The following is a 15,923-nucleotide window of genomic DNA, read 5'->3' on the forward strand; positions in this document are numbered from 1 at the left end:
GGGGATGCCTGAACGGCATCCCCGGTTCTCGTGGGTTTACTGGGCCTGCCAGCGCGCTACCAGTTCGTCATAGTTGACGGTCTGGCCCTGCGGCTTTTCGTTTTCCAGCTTGGCCTTAGGCGAACCCGGCTGTTCCAGCCAGAAGGTTGGATCCTGCGGTTCGTTCAGACGCGGGCCGCAGCCACCGTAGATGCCGGCGCTTTCGTCAGCGGCCTGCATCCGGGACATGGTGATGTCCATCTCTTCAGCCAGACGATCCATCGCCTCTTGCGGGGTGAAGGCGCCCGAGTTCACGTCACCGATCTGCTGCCACCAGATTTGGGCCAGCTTCGGATAGTCCGGCACGTTGATGCCGGTCGGCGACCATGCCACACGGTCGGGCGAGCGGTAGAACTCGACCAGGCCACCCAGCTTGGGTGCGCGTTCGGTGAACGACTCGTGGTTGACCGAGCTGTCGCGAATGAATGTCAGACCCACATGAGACTTCTTCACATCCACGGTCTTGGACGTCACGAACTGAGCATAGAGCCAAGCTGCCTGAGCACGATCCGCAGGGGTCGATTTCAGGAAGGTCCATGACCCCACGTCCTGATAGCCAACCTTCTGGCCTTCTTCCCAATAGGGGCCATGCGGGCTGGGCGCCATACGCCACAGCGGCGTGCCTTCGTCATCCACGGTGTTGTTGCCTTCGGACTTCGGCTTCACCATGTCGGCGGTAAACGCGGTGTACCAGAAGATCTGCTGGGCCACGTTGCCTTGGCTGAGCGCCGGTAGCGACTGGTAGAAGTCGTAAGAAGCCGCACCCGGAGGCGCATAGTTCCGCAGCCATTCATCCCACTTGCGGATCGCGTAGACCGCAGCTGGACCGTTTGCAGCACCACCGCGCGAGACGGACGCACCAACAGGGTTACAGGTGCCCGCTTCCATGCGGATGCCCCATTCGTCAACCGGAACGCCGTTCGGTTCACCAACGTCACCGGCACCAGCCATCGACAGCCAGGCATCGGTCATACGCCAGCCAAGGTCAGGCGCGCGCTTGCCGTAATCCATGTGACCGTAGATCGCGACACCGTCGATTTCCTTCACGTCGTTGGTGAAGAATTCGGCAATGTCTTCGTAAGCGGACCAGTTGACCGGCACACCCAGATCATAGCCGTATTTCTCTTTGAACGCGGCTTTGTACTCTTCGTTGTCGAACCAGTCCTTGCGGAACCAATAGAGGTTCGCAAACTGCTGGTCAGGCAGCTGATACAGGTTGCCGTCCGGGCCGGTGGTGAACTGAATGCCCATGAAGTCATCCAGATCCAGCGTCGGCGAGGTTGATGCCGCCCATTCACCGCCCATCTGCTCGGTCAGGTTATACGCCAGTTGCAGGCGCGAGTGGGTGCCGATCAGGTCACTGTCGTTGACGTAGCCGTCATACAGGTTCCGGCCGGTCTGCATCTGGGTTTGTACGGCCTGAACCACTTCGCCTTCGCCAAGAATCTGGTGGTTGACCTTAATGCCCGTGATTTCCTCGAACGCCTTGGTCAGGACCTCGGATTCATACGAGTGGGTCGGGATGCCTTCGGACAGGACGTTGATTTCCATGCCGGCGTAGGGTTGTGCAGCTTCGATGAACCACTGCATCTCGGCCATCTGTTCGTCTTTCGACAAGGTCGATGGCTGGAATTCGTCGTCTATCCAACGTTGTGCTGCGGCTTCGTCGGCCCAAGCTGGACCGTGCCCCGCAATGACGGCTGCTGCCGCCACAGCGGAAAGTAGATGTCTCCGCATCTGTCTCCTCCCAAAGGTTATGGCTTCCGGTCGAAACCGGATGCCGGACAGCATCAGCGATTTTCTGCGCAAGTGTCAAACTAAATTTTTAGTAAGTGCGAAATTCGCTGGTTTTGGCCCGCAGTTCCGTCCTCAGTTGCTAATTCGTGAATTCGTTGTAAGGTGCAAATAAGATTGCAAAAAGACCGCTGCCGCCCGCAGCGCGGAATAGTAAAAAAACATTTAGACGCATGAGGATAGACCATGTCCCGGAGTCTGTTGAAGTACACGCGCGTTCTGGAAATCGTGGGAGACACGATAAAAGTTAGGGTGCCTCTGGATGGCTCTGCGGACGCAGCGGTTCGATTCAATGATCTGGCGGTGATTGAGACGATCGATGGGCGCAAAACCCTTGCGCAGGCGATCTTCATCGACCGGGATGTGGTAACGCTGCAGGTGTTCTCGGGCACCAAGGGGATTTCGACCGAGGCAACGGCGACCTTTCTTGGCCACCCAATGCAGACGCCTTATTCGGCGAACATACTAGGACGTGTTTTTGACGGTGCCGGGGTGGCGATTGACGGCGGGCCTGACTTGTCCGCTGAGCCCAGAATCGACATTGGCGGCCCTACCGTGAACCCGGCAGAACGCGCGGTTCCCAACAGGATGATTCGCACTGATGCACCAATGATTGACGTATTCAATACGCTGGTCGAAAGTCAGAAAATTCCGATCTTCTCGGTTTCGGGCGAGCCGTTCAACGCGTTTCTCAGCCGGATTGGAATCCAAGCAGATGCCGATATCGTTGTTTTCGGGGGCTTGGGCCTGATCTTTGACGACTATCACACCTTCCGCACGTCTTTCGAGGATGCGGGAGTGTTCTCGCGGACAGTGATGTTTGTCAATCAGGCGATGGACCCATTGGTGGAACGCCTTCTGGTGCCAGACATGGCGCTGGCCGTCGCGGAAAAGTTCGCTGTGGAAGAAGGCAAGCGCGTGCTGGTCCTGCTGACGGACATGACTGCTTTCGCTGACGCGATGAAAGAGGTTGGAATCAGCCAGGAACGTGTCCCATCGCAGCGCGGGTATATGGGCGATCTCTATTCGCAGTTGGCCCGCCGATATGAGAAGGCGTGCGATTATGCCAAAGGTGGATCAGTGACCGTCCTGACTGTGACAACGATGCCAGGCAATGACGTGACCCACCCGGTGCCGGACAATACGGGCTATATCACCGAAGGGCAGTTCTATCTGCATTCCGGTGTGATTGATCCATTCGGAAGCCTGTCGCGCCTCAAGCAGAACGTGATTGGCAAAACCACGCGTGAGGATCATGGGCAGATCATGAACACCATGATCCGGTTCTATTCGGAAAGCCGCGATGCCGCGCAAAAGCAGGCGATGGCGTTCGATCTGTCGGATTACGATCACCAGTTGCTAAAATTTGGCGCTCTGTTTCGGTCGCGTTTTATGGACATCAACGTCTCGATCCCCTTGGAAGAGGCGCTGGATTTGGGCTGGAAAACGCTGGCCGAGTGTTTTGCGCCAGAACAGTTGCTGATGAAGCAAGCCTTGGTCGACAAGTATTTTCCAAAGGATGCAGATGGCGCGGTTGCAGCTGAATAAATCGTCGCTGGCGCGCCAGCAAACGCAGCTGAAAAGCTATGAACGCTTCCTGCCGTCGCTGGATTTGAAGCGCCAGCAATTGATGGCGGAACGCGCCAAGGCGCGCGATGAGGTTGCGCGCCTTGAAGAAGAAGTAAGTGCATTGGCTCAACAGGTTGGGGCGAAACTGCCCATGCTGGCACAACAGGGCGTCGATCTGGACGGGCTGGTCGAGTTGAAGGACTACCGGGTCAAAGAGGTGAACGTCGTAGGTGTCAAAATGCCCGCTTTGGACCGGATTGAAGTTGCCGTGCGGCCCTATTCCCTGCTGGCCAAACCTCATTGGGTCGATGCGGCTGCGCAGTTGCTGCATGACATGATCGAGGCCCGCCTGCGGGTAAAAGTGGCCGAAGAACGCGTAAAAATCTTTGACAAGGCGGTCGCTACGATCACGCAACGTGTGAACCTGTTTGAAAAGGTCCTGATCCCGCGTGCCAAGGCCAACATCAAGAAAATCCGTATCTACCTGAGCGATGAGCAGATGCAGGCGGTTGTACGCTCGAAAATCTCGAAGCGTAAACATGCGCGTGAGGCTCTCTCATGAGTGTCGCACGCCTGAAAAAACTGTCGCTGGTAGGTCGGGCGGCCCAGAAAACCGAGACGCTTGAGGCGTTGCAAGAGTTGGGATGCATGCATGTCTTGCCCTTGGTCCCTCTGCCCGCCGAGCCGGAAAAGGTTAGTGAGCGCGGTGCAAGAAACGCGTATAAGGCCCTGAGATTTCTAACAGATGTGCCTGAACCCCGTCGTCAAATTCAGCGTGACCGGGACTTTGATATGAACAAGTTCGTCAAGGATGTCCTTGATCTGATGCAGCGGTCGCGCGAGGTGACTGACCGGCGCGACTTTCTGGCCCATCGGATTTCGCAGGTGCGACCCTGGGGGGATTTGGACTTTCCACCCGATGATGTTCTGGCAGGCAACCGGCTGTGGTTTTATCAACTGCCGCTGAAGCACCGCGGCACGTTGGAGGCATTGACGCTGCCTTGGGCGATCTTAGAGCAGGATCACCGGTTCATCTACGCTGTACTGATTGCCCCTGATGAGCCCGACGACGATATTCTACCCGTACCGCGCACTCATACCGGCTCGTTGCCGATCCATGAGTTGGAGGCGCAGCTGGAAGAAGCCGAGATCGCCATTGAAGCCCTTGAGGCTGAGCGTGTTGCGCAAACCCGGTACCTGACATTTATGCGGCGCAATCTTTCCGTCGCAGAAAGTGCGGCAGAACTGGCCCATGCGACCCAGAAAGTACGCGATGAAGAGGCTATGTTTGCGCTGCAAGGCTGGGTGCCCGAGGATCGCATTGATGCGCTTCTGGACATGGCTGAGTCAAAAAACGCGGCCGTGCTGATCGAAGATCCTGGCCCTGATGACACCCCTCCCACACTGCTTGAGCAGCCGGAAAAACGAAGCGCTGCCGTAGACTTGGCGCTGTTTTATCAAGTCCCGGGCTACAGGGATTGGGACCCTAGCATCATTGTAGCTGCCTCGTTTGCCTTTTTCTTTGCCATGATCGTGGCCGATGCGGGATACGGGGCTGTAATCCTGCTGGGCTTGCTATTGTTCTGGAAACGCATGGAGGGAACGCCTGCGCTGCAATCGTGGCGCCGGTACGGGTTGATCATCGCGGGAGCGACCATTCTGTACGGCGTTCTGGTCGGAAGCTATTTCGGGGTTGCACCGCGTGAAGGGTCGATACTAGCCGGGCTCAAACTGCTCGATCTGAACAACTTTGCGGCCATGATGATGGTGTCGATCGTCGTGGGTGTTCTGCATTTGGTGCTGGCAAATGCGTTGGCTGCACGCGCGGCATGGGGGCAGCGCAGGGCCATCGCCAATCTGGGCTGGATCGCAGCGCTGATCGGCGGCTTTGTGATGTGGCTGAGCTATATGAAAGGAAGCGCTGCGACACCGGGCGCGATACTTCTAGGCGCAGGCGTTCTGGCTATTCTGTTGTTCTCCAGCGAACGTGAAATGAAACAGCCAATCGACTGGCTATGGCGTCTGATTGATGGCCTGAAAGGGCTGGCCGGGGCGATGGGCGCGTTTGGTGATGTGCTCAGCTATATGCGCCTGTTTGCGCTTGGTCTGGCCTCGGCATCGCTTGCGATTACGTTTAATGATTTGGCTGTTTCGGTGATGCAGGCAATGAAGGGTCCAGGTATCCTGTTTGCGCTGCTGATCCTGATCATCGGTCATATCCTCAACTTCGCCCTCGCGATGATGAGCGGCGTCGTCCACGGGTTACGTCTTAATTACATCGAATTCTTTAAATGGGGTCTGCCGGACGAAGGCATCGTCTTTCGGCCGTTTGCCCGCAAGGAGGTTCAGGAATGAATGAGCTTGTTCTGACATTGGGTTGGCTGGGGATTTATGCGCCGATGGCGCTGGGTGCGGCAGCAAGTGCCGTTGGCTGTGCTATTGCGGGCCAAGCCAGTATCGGCGCCATGACCGAGACCGAGGGCGGCTATGGCCGATTTGTTGGCGTTTCGGCCTTTCCGTCGACGATGGTGATCTATGGCATCGTTATCATGTTCACGCTGAATCGCGATGTGACGCCGGAAAACGCGGGCGGGCTGTTCGGGATCGGTATCCTATCCGGCATCGCGCTTATGTACTGTGGTATCTGGCAGGGAAGGGCATGTGCGGCAGCGATCAATGCGACCAAGGAAAAGCCCGAGATATTTGGCCTTTCGCTGGCGCCTGCCGCGATTATCGAAGGGTTCGGCGTTTTTGCCTTTGTCTTCGCCTTGGTCATTAGCGCGGGGATCAGCTGATGGCACAGGATGGAATAATCTCACACGGTGTCGACGCGCTGATCGACAAACTGCGCAACGATGGTGTGGCTGCGGGGCAGGCAGATGCCGAAAAGCTGCGCGCTGATGCCAGGGCCGAAGCGGCGAAGATATTGGCCGAAGCCAAACGCGAGGCGGACGCCTATCAGAAAAAAGCGCGCAGCGAGTCCGACAATTACCGCTCGGCTGGCGAAGAGGCGCTGAACACTGCGATGCGCGACGCTGTACTGACGATGAAGGCGGGTCTGACAGACCGGTTTCGTGAAGATGTTGAGCGTCTGGTCACCAAGGAAATGGCGGACCCGGACCTGCTAAGACAGATGATCCTAGAAGTCGTGGGTCGCGCCGCAGAGGGGGCTAATCTGGACGGAGAGCTTCACGTCATATTGCCAGCCAAAGTCGCCACGCAGCAGGACATCAAGCAGAATGCCGATGACATTCAGTCCGGTAAGCTGACGAAGTTTGTCTTGGGATTGACCGCGGATATGCTGCGCGAACAGGTCGAGTTGCATGCGTCAGACGATGTGCAGGATGGAATAAGGGTGCGCGCCGATGATCAGGGCGTTGTTCTCGATCTGACCGACAAGGCGGTTGCGGCGCTGTTGATGGAGCATCTGCAACCCCGCTTTCGCGCCGTGTTAGAAGGCGTAATTCGCTGAGATGTCCGACCGCGACGCCTATATCGCGCTGATCAGCAGTTTGCCGGGCTCGGAGCGGTTGTTCATTGCCAAACAGCCGCCCCTGTCGCGGCTGCGGTTAGAGCGGCGCCTGACGGCGCTGACGCCAGAGGATGCGCGCGTTTTAAAGGTGTTGGAGCACGCTCTGAATTGGAGCGACTATGATATGGACGTCACGGATTCGCAGGCAATTCAACGCTGCAAAGATGCGTTGCGTGATATCCCGCAACCGACATTGCGCGAAGTATTCACTGAGCGAATGGATCTGCGCACAGCGGTTGCAGCCTTGCGCCTGCGTCATCAGGGGGGAAGTCCACCGTCAGGGTCGTTTGGCCTCGGGCGTTGGAGCCGCCACATTACCGCCAATTGGAGCGATCCGACTTTCAAGCTGGACGGGCCGATGCCGTGGATGAAAGAGGCCAGGCAGTTGCTTGATGCCAAAGATCCTTTAGGGCTTGAACGATTACTTTTGTCCGTGAGTCACAAGCAGCTAAAGCGACATGCCGCCCGCCATTATTTTGATTTCGAAGCAGTGGCGATTTACGTGCTGATCTGGAACATTTTTGACCGCTGGGCGCAAAGCAACGCGCAGGACGCGGCCAAGAGATTTGAACATCTGGCGCAGCAGGCCATGGCCGGCGCAGCCGAGATCGACTTTGATGGAGCAACCGCATGACAGCCCCAACGAAATCCACGCAGACCGCCACCGCCCGCGTCGTCTCGGTTCAGGAGGGGTTGGTAGAGATACAGGCCAATCAAGACGCGTCGGGGCAGCCGGGGCAACTGGTCAAAAACGAAGTCGTCTATATCCTGCCCACGCGCCCTGGTCCCGGCAACCGGCAAGAGAGGTTGAAAGCCGAGGTCCTGCGCGTGCGCGGTGATACGGCGGATGTTCAGGTGTATGAGAGCACGGACGGAGTGGCCGTGGGCGACCCCGTGGAGCAGTCAGGGCAATTGCTTTCAGTGGAACTGGGTCCGGGCCTTCTTGGGCAGGTGTTCGACGGGCTGCAATCGCCACTGCCCAAAGTGGCCGCAGAGTTTGGTACTTTCCTGCCGCGTGGGGCTGATGTGGCACCGCTGGACGATCAGGCAAAGTGGTCGTTTACACCTGCGGTAAAGGTGGGTGACATGGTGACCGCCGGCGACAGTATCGGCACGGTTCCCGAAGGGCATTTCAATCACAAAATCATGCTGCCCTTCAACTGGGTCGGCGATTACAAAGTGGTTTGGGTTCAGAAAGGTGCCGCCACGATTCACGATATCGTTGCCCGGCTCGAAGATGAGCAGGGCGGAGAGCACACGCTGACCCTCTCGCAGAAATGGCCTGTGCGGCGGCCTCTGCCGGAAAGCATCCTGAAACGCTCGCTGTCAGAACGGTTGTATCCGACTGAACCGGTCCTGACATCTCAGCGTTTGATTGACACGTTCTTTCCGATCGCACGCGGGGGCACGGCCTGTATTCCGGGGCCGTTCGGGGCGGGAAAGACGGTTCTGCAAAACCTGATCGCGCGGAATGCCAAGGTGGATATCGTGATTGTCGTGGCCTGCGGCGAAAGGGCAGGGGAAGTTGTTGAAACGATATCGGAATTTCCCAAGATGACCGATCCCACCACAGGCGGTAGCCTCATGGACCGGACGATCATCATCTGCAACACGTCATCGATGCCCGTCGCTGCCCGCGAGGCGTCGATCTTCACCGGCATCACGCAGGGCGAATACTACCGTCAGATGGGCTATGACGTGCTGTTGATTGCCGACAGCACAAGCCGATGGGCGCAAGCGATGCGCGAAACCTCGGGCAAGTTAGAAGAGATACCGGGTGAAGAGGGGTTCCCGGCCTATCTGGAAAGCTCGATCAAAGGTCTTTATGAACGCGCCGGCGCGGTGAAAACCAATGACGGTGATTTGGGGAGCCTGACGTTGATCGGCACGGTTTCGCCCGCTGGTGGCAACTTTGACGAACCGGTGACTCAGTCGACATTGTCCACGGTCAAATGTTTCCTCGGCCTGTCCTCGGAACGGGCCTACAAACGGTTCTATCCGGCGGTCGATCCGATGCTCAGCTGGTCGCGCTATACGGATCAGTTATCCGATTGGTACGACAAAAACGCCGAGCCGGGCTGGACCGGAAAGGTCCGTGATCTGCTTGAGCTGATCGAAAAGGGCGAGCAGGTTGACCAGATGATGCAGGTCACTGGCGAAGAAGGCGTCACCACCGAAGATTTCGTAACCCAGCAAAAGGCGCTGTTCGTGGATATGGTCTATCTACAGCAGGATGCCTTCGACAAGGTGGATGCAACCGTCCCGCTTGAGCGCCAGAAAATGACATTCAAGCTGGTGTATGACGTGACGCAATCCACAGCCGCCTTTGCCGACAAGACCGAGGTGCGGCAGGTATTCACGCAGCTCACCGGGTTGATGAAAAACTTCCACTATGCTGCAGAAAACACGCCCGAGTTCAAATCGGTTTGGCAACAGATCCAGGGTCTGTGTGGCGACAAATTCGGCATTTGAGAGGAAATCAAATGGCAGCCCGTAGGGGAATCGAACCCCTCTTTCCAGGTTGAAAACCTGGCGTCCTAACCGATAGACGAACGGGCCACTTGAGTCATTTTAGCCAAATGGCAGCCCGTAGGGGAATCGAACCCCTCTTTCCAGGTTGAAAACCTGGCGTCCTAACCGATAGACGAACGGGCCACGCTGGCTTGTGGAGCGCCTTTTACGGTTTCACTGTGACCCCCGCAAGCCGAAAAACGCAAGGTTGTGAAAGTTTTTTGCCGCGCCGGATATCTGGATCAACTGGCCTGTGCCGCGTCTTCAAGCCGGAGTTGAACCGTCTGCCGCCCGCCCCAGCTGTTGACCTCGAGCCGTCCGGCGAAATGGAGCCGCGCGCCGCCATGATTTGACAACTTCTCACCCATCGGGCCATCAAATGCACCAAAGGCGATAGCGTCCAGACCGCCGCCGACACCATCGGACAACGAAAGTTTCAGATGAGATTCTCCGACACGCTTGGCAAACCGAACTTGCAGGTCAGGCAACGCGTATCGTGGGGCAGGGGCGCTGGCCCCAAACGGCCCGGCCTTTTCAATCTGTTCGATCAGGTCGATTGTGGCTGCGCCCGGCATCAGCGTGCCGTCCAGTTTCAGGTCGGCGGGGCCGCCTTCGCCCGCGCCCTGTTTGGCCAGCAGTTCGCTCAACCGTGCCATCGCGGGTTCCAGTTGATCGCGCATCACGGTCAGGCCTGCTGCCATCTTGTGACCGCCGCCTTTGACCAGTAGCCCCTCGGCCGCCAGACGCTGGATCGAAGCACCCAGATCGACACCGGAGACGGATCGGCCCGATCCTTTGCCCTCATCCCCGTCAAAACCGATGACAATCGCAGGGCGGTTCGCATTCTCCTTGAGACGCGATGCCACGATACCGACCACTCCGGGATGCCAGCCATCGCCTGCCGCCCATACCAGCGGCGCATCCAGACCCCGTTCTTCGGCTTGCTCCAAAGCTGCCGCACGCACGGCGTTTTCGATGTCGCGGCGTTCGGTGTTCAACTGATCCAAACGCTGCGAGAGAGCCTCGGCCTCGTGTATCGAGTCAGTGCTGAGCAACCGCGCACCCAGATCAGCCTGACCAATCCGCCCGCCTGCGTTGACACGAGGGCCAAGCAGGAACCCGAGGTGATAGCTGTTGGGCGCCGAATCCATGCGGGCCACATCCGACAGCGCCACCAAACCCGGCCTCTGCCTTTGCGCCATGACCTTCAGCCCCTGCCGTACCAGTGCCCGGTTCGCCCCGATCAGAGGGGCCACATCTGCCACGGTTGCAAGTGCTACAAGATCTAACAGCCCAAGCAGGTCCGGCCCTTTTGCACCTGCCTCGCGCAGCTGGCGCCCGGCCTCAACCAGCATCAGAAAGACGACACTCGCGGCGCAGAGATAGCTCAAATCGCCGCTTTCGTCCTGCCGGTTCGGGTTCACTACGGCGACGCAGTCCGGCAACGTCTCACCGCCCAGATGGTGGTCCAGAACGATCACGTCAGCGCCCTTGGCGGCTGCAATCGGTTCGTGGCTCAAGGTGCCGCAATCGACGCAGAGAATGAGGTCATGCGTCGCGGCCAATTCCTGCATCGCAGGAACGTTGGGGCCATATCCCTCATCAATTCTGTCCGGCACGTACAGGGTCGCTTGCTGGCCCATCTGTCGCAGCCAGACCAGAAGTAAAGCCGCGGAACTACCGCCATCCACGTCATAATCTGCGAACACTGCGATCCGCTGTTTGGCCCTAACCGCCGCGAGGAAGCGGGTCGCTGCTTTTTCCATATCCTTCATGGATCGCGGGTCGGGCAGCAGTTCCTTCAACTTGGGTTCAAGAAACCCCGGCGCCTCCATTGCGGGAACGCCGCGTCGCGCCAGCACCTGACAGACTGCGCGGGGCAAGCCCGCCTGTTGGATCAGCATTTCAGTGGCCCGCTCGGTTTCTGCCGACGGTCCAACCCAACGCCGTCCGGTCAATGACTGCTCAACCCCTAAAAAGCTCATGCCCTGCCTTTCATGTGCCAAGGCCGGACCCTCTCGGACCCGGCCTCGTTGTGTGTATGGATACCCTTGCGCGCGGTTCAGGCGCAAGCGATTAGGCGTTGTCGTGCGACCACATCGGTGTGCGGTACGACATGCGACGAACCGAGCCGGTTTTCGACCGCATCAGCAGAGTGGTGGTTTCAACCCAGCCGGGCTCGCGCTTGATGCGCGGCAGCAGCGAACCACCGGTCACGCCGGTTGCGGCAAAGATCACGTCAGCGGTAACCATCTCATCGCGGGCATACACGCGGTCCAGATCGGTGATGCCAGCCTTGGCGGCGCGGCTGCGTTCGTCATCATTGCGGAACAGCAGGCGTCCAAAAATCTGACCGCCCATGCATTTCAGCGCGGCTGCGGCCAACACACCCTCGGGCGCGCCACCTTGGCCCATGTACATGTCGATCCCGGTCACTTCGCTTTCAGCACAGTGCATCACACCGGCGACGTCTCCGTCGGTGATCAGACGTATTGATGCCCCGGTTTCGCGCACCTCGGCGATCATCGCATCGTGACGTGGGCGTTCCAGGATACAGACGGTAATATCAGACGGTTTACACCCTTTGGCCTGGGCCAGAGCCTCAACACGTTCACGCGGGGTCATGTCGAGAGTCACAATCCCTTCGGGGAAGCCCGGGCCAATCGCCAGCTTGTCCATGTAAACGTCAGGGGCGTGCAGCATCGATCCGCGAGGGCCCATGGCGATCACGGTCAGCGCGTTAGGCATATCCTTGGCGGTCAGGGTTGTGCCTTCAAGCGGGTCCAGCGCGATGTCCACACCGGGGCCATTGCCTGTGCCAACCTCTTCACCGATATACAGCATCGGTGCCTCGTCACGCTCGCCTTCACCGATGACCACGACACCCGCGATGTCCAATAGGTTCAACTGTTCGCGCATGGCGTTCACAGCGGCCTGATCCGCCGCTTTTTCATCGCCGCGTCCAACCAGCGATGCCGAGGCAAGCGCGGCCTGCTCTGCGACACGCGCCAGGCCCAAAGACAGCAGGCGGTCGTTGAAATCAATCTTGGCAGCACTCATTTTTCACTATCCTCAGGTCACTTTCGGTTTTTATCTCGGCATAGCCCGCGTTTTAGGTTTACCGCAAGTGTCAAACCTCTTCGATGCGCAAGGCGACGGGTTCGTCTGCCACCACATCGGCATTGCTGAAGCCTTCCAGCGCGATATCCAACGTCGCCCGTGTGGTTTTGTGGGTGACGATCAGGACCGGGGCTGTGCTCTCGGAATGACCGTACTGGCGCATCCGGTCGATTGAGACGCCTGCATCCCCCAGGATAGCCGCCACTTTGGCCAGCGCGCCGGGTTTGTCGAACAAAGCAAGGCGTACATAATAGGGGGCGGGCAGTCCGGTCACTGCGGCCTGCGCATCCTGCAACGAGGTCGCGGGGCGGCCAAAGGTCGGAATCTGCAATCCGCGCGCCAGATCGCACACATCGCCCATGACGGCGCTGGCAGTTGGTCCCTCACCGGCGCCGGGGCCGCGCAGAACGACCTGTTCGACGGAATCGCCTTCGATCACGACCATGTTTGTGCCGCCTTCAAGTTGCCCCAGGGCCGATGTGCTGGGCACCAAACAGGGTTGCATCCGCTGTTCCAGACCGCGGGCTGATCGCTGGGCGACACCCAGCAGCTTGATGCGATATCCCATATCGTCTGCCTGATGGATGTCTTCTAGGCTGATCTGCTGAATGCCTTCGATCTGAATGCCGTCGAAGTTCGGTTTGGTCCCAAACGCAATCGACGACAGAAGCGCCAGCTTATGCGCCGCATCAATGCCGCCAACGTCAAGGTTTGGGTCAGCCTCAAGGTATCCCAACTCGGCGCATTCTTCGAACAGAGCGTTATAGCCCAGCTCCTGCGACTGCATCCGGGTCAGGATGTAATTGCAGGTTCCGTTCATCACGCCCATGACGCGCTTGATCTCGTTTCCGGCCAGCCCTTCGGTCAGGGATTTGATGACCGGAATGCCACCTGCAACGGCGGCTTCGAACCGGATCACGCGGCCTGCGGCCTCGGCCTTTTCGGCCAATTCCTGACCGTGGATCGCCAGCAACGCCTTGTTGGCGGTGACCACATCCTTGCCGCTGGCCAGTGCTGCCTCGACCGAGGCTTTGGCCGGGCCATTCTCGCCACCAATCAATTCTACGAACACGTCGATATCATCGCGTTTGGCAAGCGCTACAGGGTCTGATTCCCACGCATAGTCTGACAGGTTTACACCGCGATCCTTTTTCGCATTACGTGCGGAAACGGCAGTGATTTCGATCGGCCGACCAGTACGCGCCTGCAGCAGGTCCGCATGGCGGCGGATGATCTTCACGACACCCACGCCAACTGTTCCCAAGCCCGCAATTCCCAGCCGCAGCGCCTGTGTCATCCCGTGGGTTCCTTTCCGCTCGAAGATTTCCGTTGCACCGGGCCTGTCGCCCGTTCAGCGCTGCCTTATCGGGTTCGGCGCTAGGGTGCAATGCGTCGCGGTCCGAACTGGGGTGAATCCCAAGGGGTCAGTTGATTTCAGTGTTTTGAAGGTCCTGCGACTTTTTCTCAAGCGCTTCGCGCCGAGCCTTCAAATCTTCTTCGACATCAGCCGCTTCGTTCGCCGGTTCAACCGGGGGTCCTAGTGCCTCTTGCAGGGGAATAAGCTTGGGATAGCGGGCCGATCTGAGCTCGGGCAGTTCGCTTCCTTCCAGCTCGGGGAAATCTGCGCAGCCAGCGCAAATCAGCACCAAGATCAGCAACGGCAGACGCTTCATACGGAACCCTTTCAAGGTCGATCCCAACCGTGATGCACCTTTTGTCGCGCTGGTTCAAGCGGGCTTCTATTTGAACATACGTTCAGATACTGTGAGGTGATGGCACGCACTCAAGGTTCACATTCCGATATTACCGGCCCGCGTATCCGAAAAGCGGCGTTGGGATTGTTCGCCCGCCACGGCTATGCGGCGGTATCCATGCGCCAGATCGCGGCCGAGGTCGGGGTGCAGGCCGGGGCGCTGTACAACTACACGCCGGATAAGCAGAGTCTTTTGTTCCACCTGATGCATGAGCACATGCAAGAGCTTTTGTCAGCTTACGGCGAACTTACGCAGCCTGAGAATGCCTTTGAGGCGTTACATCAGTTCGTTAGGTTCCACATCCGGTTCCATCTTGAGCGCCCGGATGAAGTATTCATCGCCTATATGGAACTGCGCAATCTCACGCCCGAGAACTTTTCGGAAATCGAAGCCTTGCGCCGTAAATACGAAGACGCTTTGGAAGCCATCCTGCGCAAAGGGCAGGGGGCTGCGCTTTTCGATATTGCGGATACCAAGGTCGCCACCCTTGCCGTTATCGCCATGCTAAACGGGGTGATGACCTGGTATCGCGCAGGTGGTCGTCTGTCTCTGGACGAGGTTGAGCAGAATTATTGGGATATGGTCCGCCGCTCGGTCTCGGCCTGAAAGATCTAGTGTGCCGGCTGGATGAAGGTTCCGTTCCGCAACTCGCGGAAGGCTTTTTCAAGCTCTGCCCGCGTGTTCATGACGATCGGACCGTGCCAGGCGACAGGTTCGGCAATTGGCGCGCCCGAGATCAGCAGGAACCGCACGCCTTCAGGCCCGGCCTGCACGGTTATCTCATCCCCGGTGCCAAACCGGACAAGCGTTCTGTCGCCGGACATGTCGCGGATGTTCACCTCTTGCCCCGCAACTTCTTTTTCCAGAAGGACACCAGTGGGTTGCGAGGCGTCTGCAAAAGCGGCCTGACCTTCAAAGATATATGCGAAAGCGCGACGATAGGTGTCGATACGAAAGGTCTTCTTGACCCCCGCCGGAACGCGAACGTCCAGATATTGCGGATCGGCGGCAATCCCGTCGACAGGGCCGGTCTTGCCCCAGAATTCGCCCACAATCACGCGAACCGTTGTACCGTCATCATCAGTTACTTCGGGGATTTCCTTGCTTTGCACATCCTGATAGCGCGGTGCCGTCATTTTCTGCGCCGAAGGCAAGTTGCCCCACAGTTGGAACCCATGCATCTGACCCGTGGCGTTACCTGTTGGCATCTCTTGGTGCAGGATTCCGGACCCGGCGGTCATCCATTGAACGTCGCCTGCGCCGAGTGTCCCGCTGTTGCCCAGCGAATCCGAATGTTCGACCTCGCCTGCAAGCACATATGTGATCGTCTCGATCCCGCGATGCGGGTGCCAGGGGAAACCGGCCTGATAATCGCGCGGCCGCTCGTTCCGAAAGTCGTCAAACAGCAAAAACGGGTCAAGCTCTGACGGGTCATGAAACCCGAAAGCGCGGTGCAGCTTGACGCCTGCGCCCTCAAGTGCGGGGGTGGCTTTGCGGGTTTCCAAAACTGGTCGTAGGGACATTGTGGCCTCCAATAGCTTTGGTATGCATGTAAGATAAGCATGATGAGGGTCAATCAGCAGAAATAAACGGTCACTGTGCGG

Annotated in this window: 14 protein-coding genes and 2 tRNA genes; 8 read left to right on the plus strand and 8 right to left on the minus strand. The window is 58.3% G+C overall.

Annotation, left to right across the window (positions count from 1 at the left end; translation table 11 throughout):
* Window positions 1–36: 36 nt before the first annotated feature.
* Window positions 37–1,776: an ABC transporter substrate-binding protein gene (locus tag AVO44_RS06590; RefSeq protein WP_068334336.1), complete on the minus strand. Its 1,740-nt coding sequence runs from the start codon at window positions 1,774–1,776 to the stop codon at window positions 37–39.
* A 243-nt stretch (window positions 1,777–2,019) separates the two neighbouring features.
* Here AVO44_RS06590 and AVO44_RS06595 point away from each other — a divergent pair, with 243 nt between their 5' ends.
* From AVO44_RS06595 to AVO44_RS06625, 7 genes are read left to right on the plus strand one after another with little or no spacing between them, the layout of a single operon-like run.
* Window positions 2,020–3,381 carry a V-type ATP synthase subunit B gene (locus AVO44_RS06595; RefSeq protein WP_068334337.1) on the plus strand — a complete coding sequence of 454 codons (1,362 nt, stop codon included), beginning with the start codon at window positions 2,020–2,022 and terminating at the stop codon, window positions 3,379–3,381.
* Entirely contained in the window at window positions 3,359–3,964 is a 606-nt protein-coding gene (locus tag AVO44_RS06600; protein WP_068335272.1) for a V-type ATP synthase subunit D, read from the plus strand. Before AVO44_RS06595 ends, AVO44_RS06600 begins: the two co-directional genes overlap by 23 nt.
* A complete protein-coding gene (locus tag AVO44_RS06605) occupies window positions 3,961–5,757 on the plus strand; it encodes a V-type ATP synthase subunit I (protein WP_068334342.1) in 1,797 nt (598 codons plus the stop codon). The genes AVO44_RS06600 and AVO44_RS06605 overlap by 4 nt, the downstream gene beginning before the upstream one ends.
* A complete protein-coding gene (locus AVO44_RS06610; RefSeq protein ID WP_068334345.1) occupies window positions 5,754–6,197 on the plus strand; it encodes an ATP synthase subunit C in 444 nt (147 codons plus the stop codon). Before AVO44_RS06605 ends, AVO44_RS06610 begins: the two co-directional genes overlap by 4 nt.
* Complete coding sequence (locus AVO44_RS06615; protein ID WP_068334348.1) at window positions 6,197–6,874, plus strand: hypothetical protein; 678 nt, start codon at window positions 6,197–6,199, stop codon at window positions 6,872–6,874. The genes AVO44_RS06610 and AVO44_RS06615 overlap by 1 nt, the downstream gene beginning before the upstream one ends.
* Before the next feature lies 1 nt (window position 6,875).
* Complete coding sequence (locus tag AVO44_RS06620) at window positions 6,876–7,568, plus strand: hypothetical protein (protein WP_068334354.1); 693 nt, start codon at window positions 6,876–6,878, stop codon at window positions 7,566–7,568.
* Window positions 7,565–9,406: a V-type ATP synthase subunit A gene (locus AVO44_RS06625; RefSeq protein WP_068334356.1), complete on the plus strand. Its 1,842-nt coding sequence runs from the start codon at window positions 7,565–7,567 to the stop codon at window positions 9,404–9,406. Before AVO44_RS06620 ends, AVO44_RS06625 begins: the two co-directional genes overlap by 4 nt.
* 12 nt (window positions 9,407–9,418) lie before the next feature.
* On the opposite strand, the gene AVO44_RS06630 is transcribed toward AVO44_RS06625, so the two are convergent.
* From AVO44_RS06630 to AVO44_RS06655, 6 genes are all read right to left on the minus strand, one after another.
* Window positions 9,419–9,493: transfer RNA gene (locus AVO44_RS06630), tRNA-Glu, on the minus strand.
* 21 nt (window positions 9,494–9,514) lie between these two features.
* Window positions 9,515–9,589: transfer RNA gene (locus tag AVO44_RS06635), tRNA-Glu, on the minus strand.
* A 98-nt stretch (window positions 9,590–9,687) separates the two neighbouring features.
* Window positions 9,688–11,430 carry a single-stranded-DNA-specific exonuclease RecJ gene (recJ, locus tag AVO44_RS06640; protein ID WP_068334358.1) on the minus strand — a complete coding sequence of 581 codons (1,743 nt, stop codon included), beginning with the start codon at window positions 11,428–11,430 and terminating at the stop codon, window positions 9,688–9,690.
* A gap of 91 nt (window positions 11,431–11,521) precedes the next feature.
* On the minus strand, window positions 11,522–12,505 hold the full coding sequence (glpX, locus tag AVO44_RS06645) for a class II fructose-bisphosphatase (protein WP_068334360.1): 984 nt from the start codon (window positions 12,503–12,505) through the stop codon (window positions 11,522–11,524).
* A gap of 70 nt (window positions 12,506–12,575) precedes the next feature.
* Window positions 12,576–13,862, minus strand: coding sequence for a homoserine dehydrogenase (locus tag AVO44_RS06650; protein WP_068334361.1), 1,287 nt, complete (start codon window positions 13,860–13,862; stop codon window positions 12,576–12,578).
* Between the two features lie 127 nt (window positions 13,863–13,989).
* Window positions 13,990–14,253: a hypothetical protein gene (locus AVO44_RS06655; protein ID WP_233421946.1), complete on the minus strand. Its 264-nt coding sequence runs from the start codon at window positions 14,251–14,253 to the stop codon at window positions 13,990–13,992.
* A gap of 84 nt (window positions 14,254–14,337) precedes the next feature.
* On the opposite strand from AVO44_RS06655, the gene AVO44_RS06660 reads away from it, so the two are divergent.
* Window positions 14,338–14,925 carry a TetR/AcrR family transcriptional regulator gene (locus tag AVO44_RS06660; RefSeq protein WP_068334366.1) on the plus strand — a complete coding sequence of 196 codons (588 nt, stop codon included), beginning with the start codon at window positions 14,338–14,340 and terminating at the stop codon, window positions 14,923–14,925.
* A gap of 5 nt (window positions 14,926–14,930) precedes the next feature.
* Here AVO44_RS06660 and AVO44_RS06665 read toward each other — a convergent pair whose 3' ends face one another.
* Window positions 14,931–15,842, minus strand: a complete 912-nt coding sequence (locus tag AVO44_RS06665) for a pirin family protein (protein WP_068334373.1) — start codon at window positions 15,840–15,842, stop codon at window positions 14,931–14,933.
* Between the last annotated feature and the right edge of the window lie 81 nt (window positions 15,843–15,923).

Source organism: Ruegeria profundi (assembly GCF_001507545.1).
Classification (GTDB): Bacteria; Pseudomonadota; Alphaproteobacteria; order Rhodobacterales; family Rhodobacteraceae; genus Ruegeria; species Ruegeria profundi.

Bases quoted from the DNA above. Each gene is read 5' to 3' on its own strand.
- AVO44_RS06610 (WP_068334345.1), top strand. From the start codon at position 5,754: ATGAATGAGCTTGTTCTGACATTGGGTTGGCTGGGGATTTATGCGCCG.
- AVO44_RS06600 (WP_068335272.1), top strand. From the start codon at position 3,359: ATGGCGCGGTTGCAGCTGAATAAATCGTCGCTGGCGCGCCAGCAAACG.
- AVO44_RS06595 (WP_068334337.1), top strand. From the start codon at position 2,020: ATGTCCCGGAGTCTGTTGAAGTACACGCGCGTTCTGGAAATCGTGGGA.
- glpX (WP_068334360.1), bottom strand. From the start codon at position 12,505: ATGAGTGCTGCCAAGATTGATTTCAACGACCGCCTGCTGTCTTTGGGC.
- AVO44_RS06590 (WP_068334336.1), bottom strand. From the start codon at position 1,776: ATGCGGAGACATCTACTTTCCGCTGTGGCGGCAGCAGCCGTCATTGCG.
- AVO44_RS06615 (WP_068334348.1), top strand. From the start codon at position 6,197: ATGGCACAGGATGGAATAATCTCACACGGTGTCGACGCGCTGATCGAC.
- recJ (WP_068334358.1), bottom strand. From the start codon at position 11,430: ATGAGCTTTTTAGGGGTTGAGCAGTCATTGACCGGACGGCGTTGGGTT.
- AVO44_RS06665 (WP_068334373.1), bottom strand. From the start codon at position 15,842: ATGTCCCTACGACCAGTTTTGGAAACCCGCAAAGCCACCCCCGCACTT.
- AVO44_RS06605 (WP_068334342.1), top strand. From the start codon at position 3,961: ATGAGTGTCGCACGCCTGAAAAAACTGTCGCTGGTAGGTCGGGCGGCC.
- AVO44_RS06620 (WP_068334354.1), top strand. From the start codon at position 6,876: ATGTCCGACCGCGACGCCTATATCGCGCTGATCAGCAGTTTGCCGGGC.
- AVO44_RS06660 (WP_068334366.1), top strand. From the start codon at position 14,338: ATGGCACGCACTCAAGGTTCACATTCCGATATTACCGGCCCGCGTATC.
- AVO44_RS06650 (WP_068334361.1), bottom strand. From the start codon at position 13,862: ATGACACAGGCGCTGCGGCTGGGAATTGCGGGCTTGGGAACAGTTGGC.
- AVO44_RS06625 (WP_068334356.1), top strand. From the start codon at position 7,565: ATGACAGCCCCAACGAAATCCACGCAGACCGCCACCGCCCGCGTCGTC.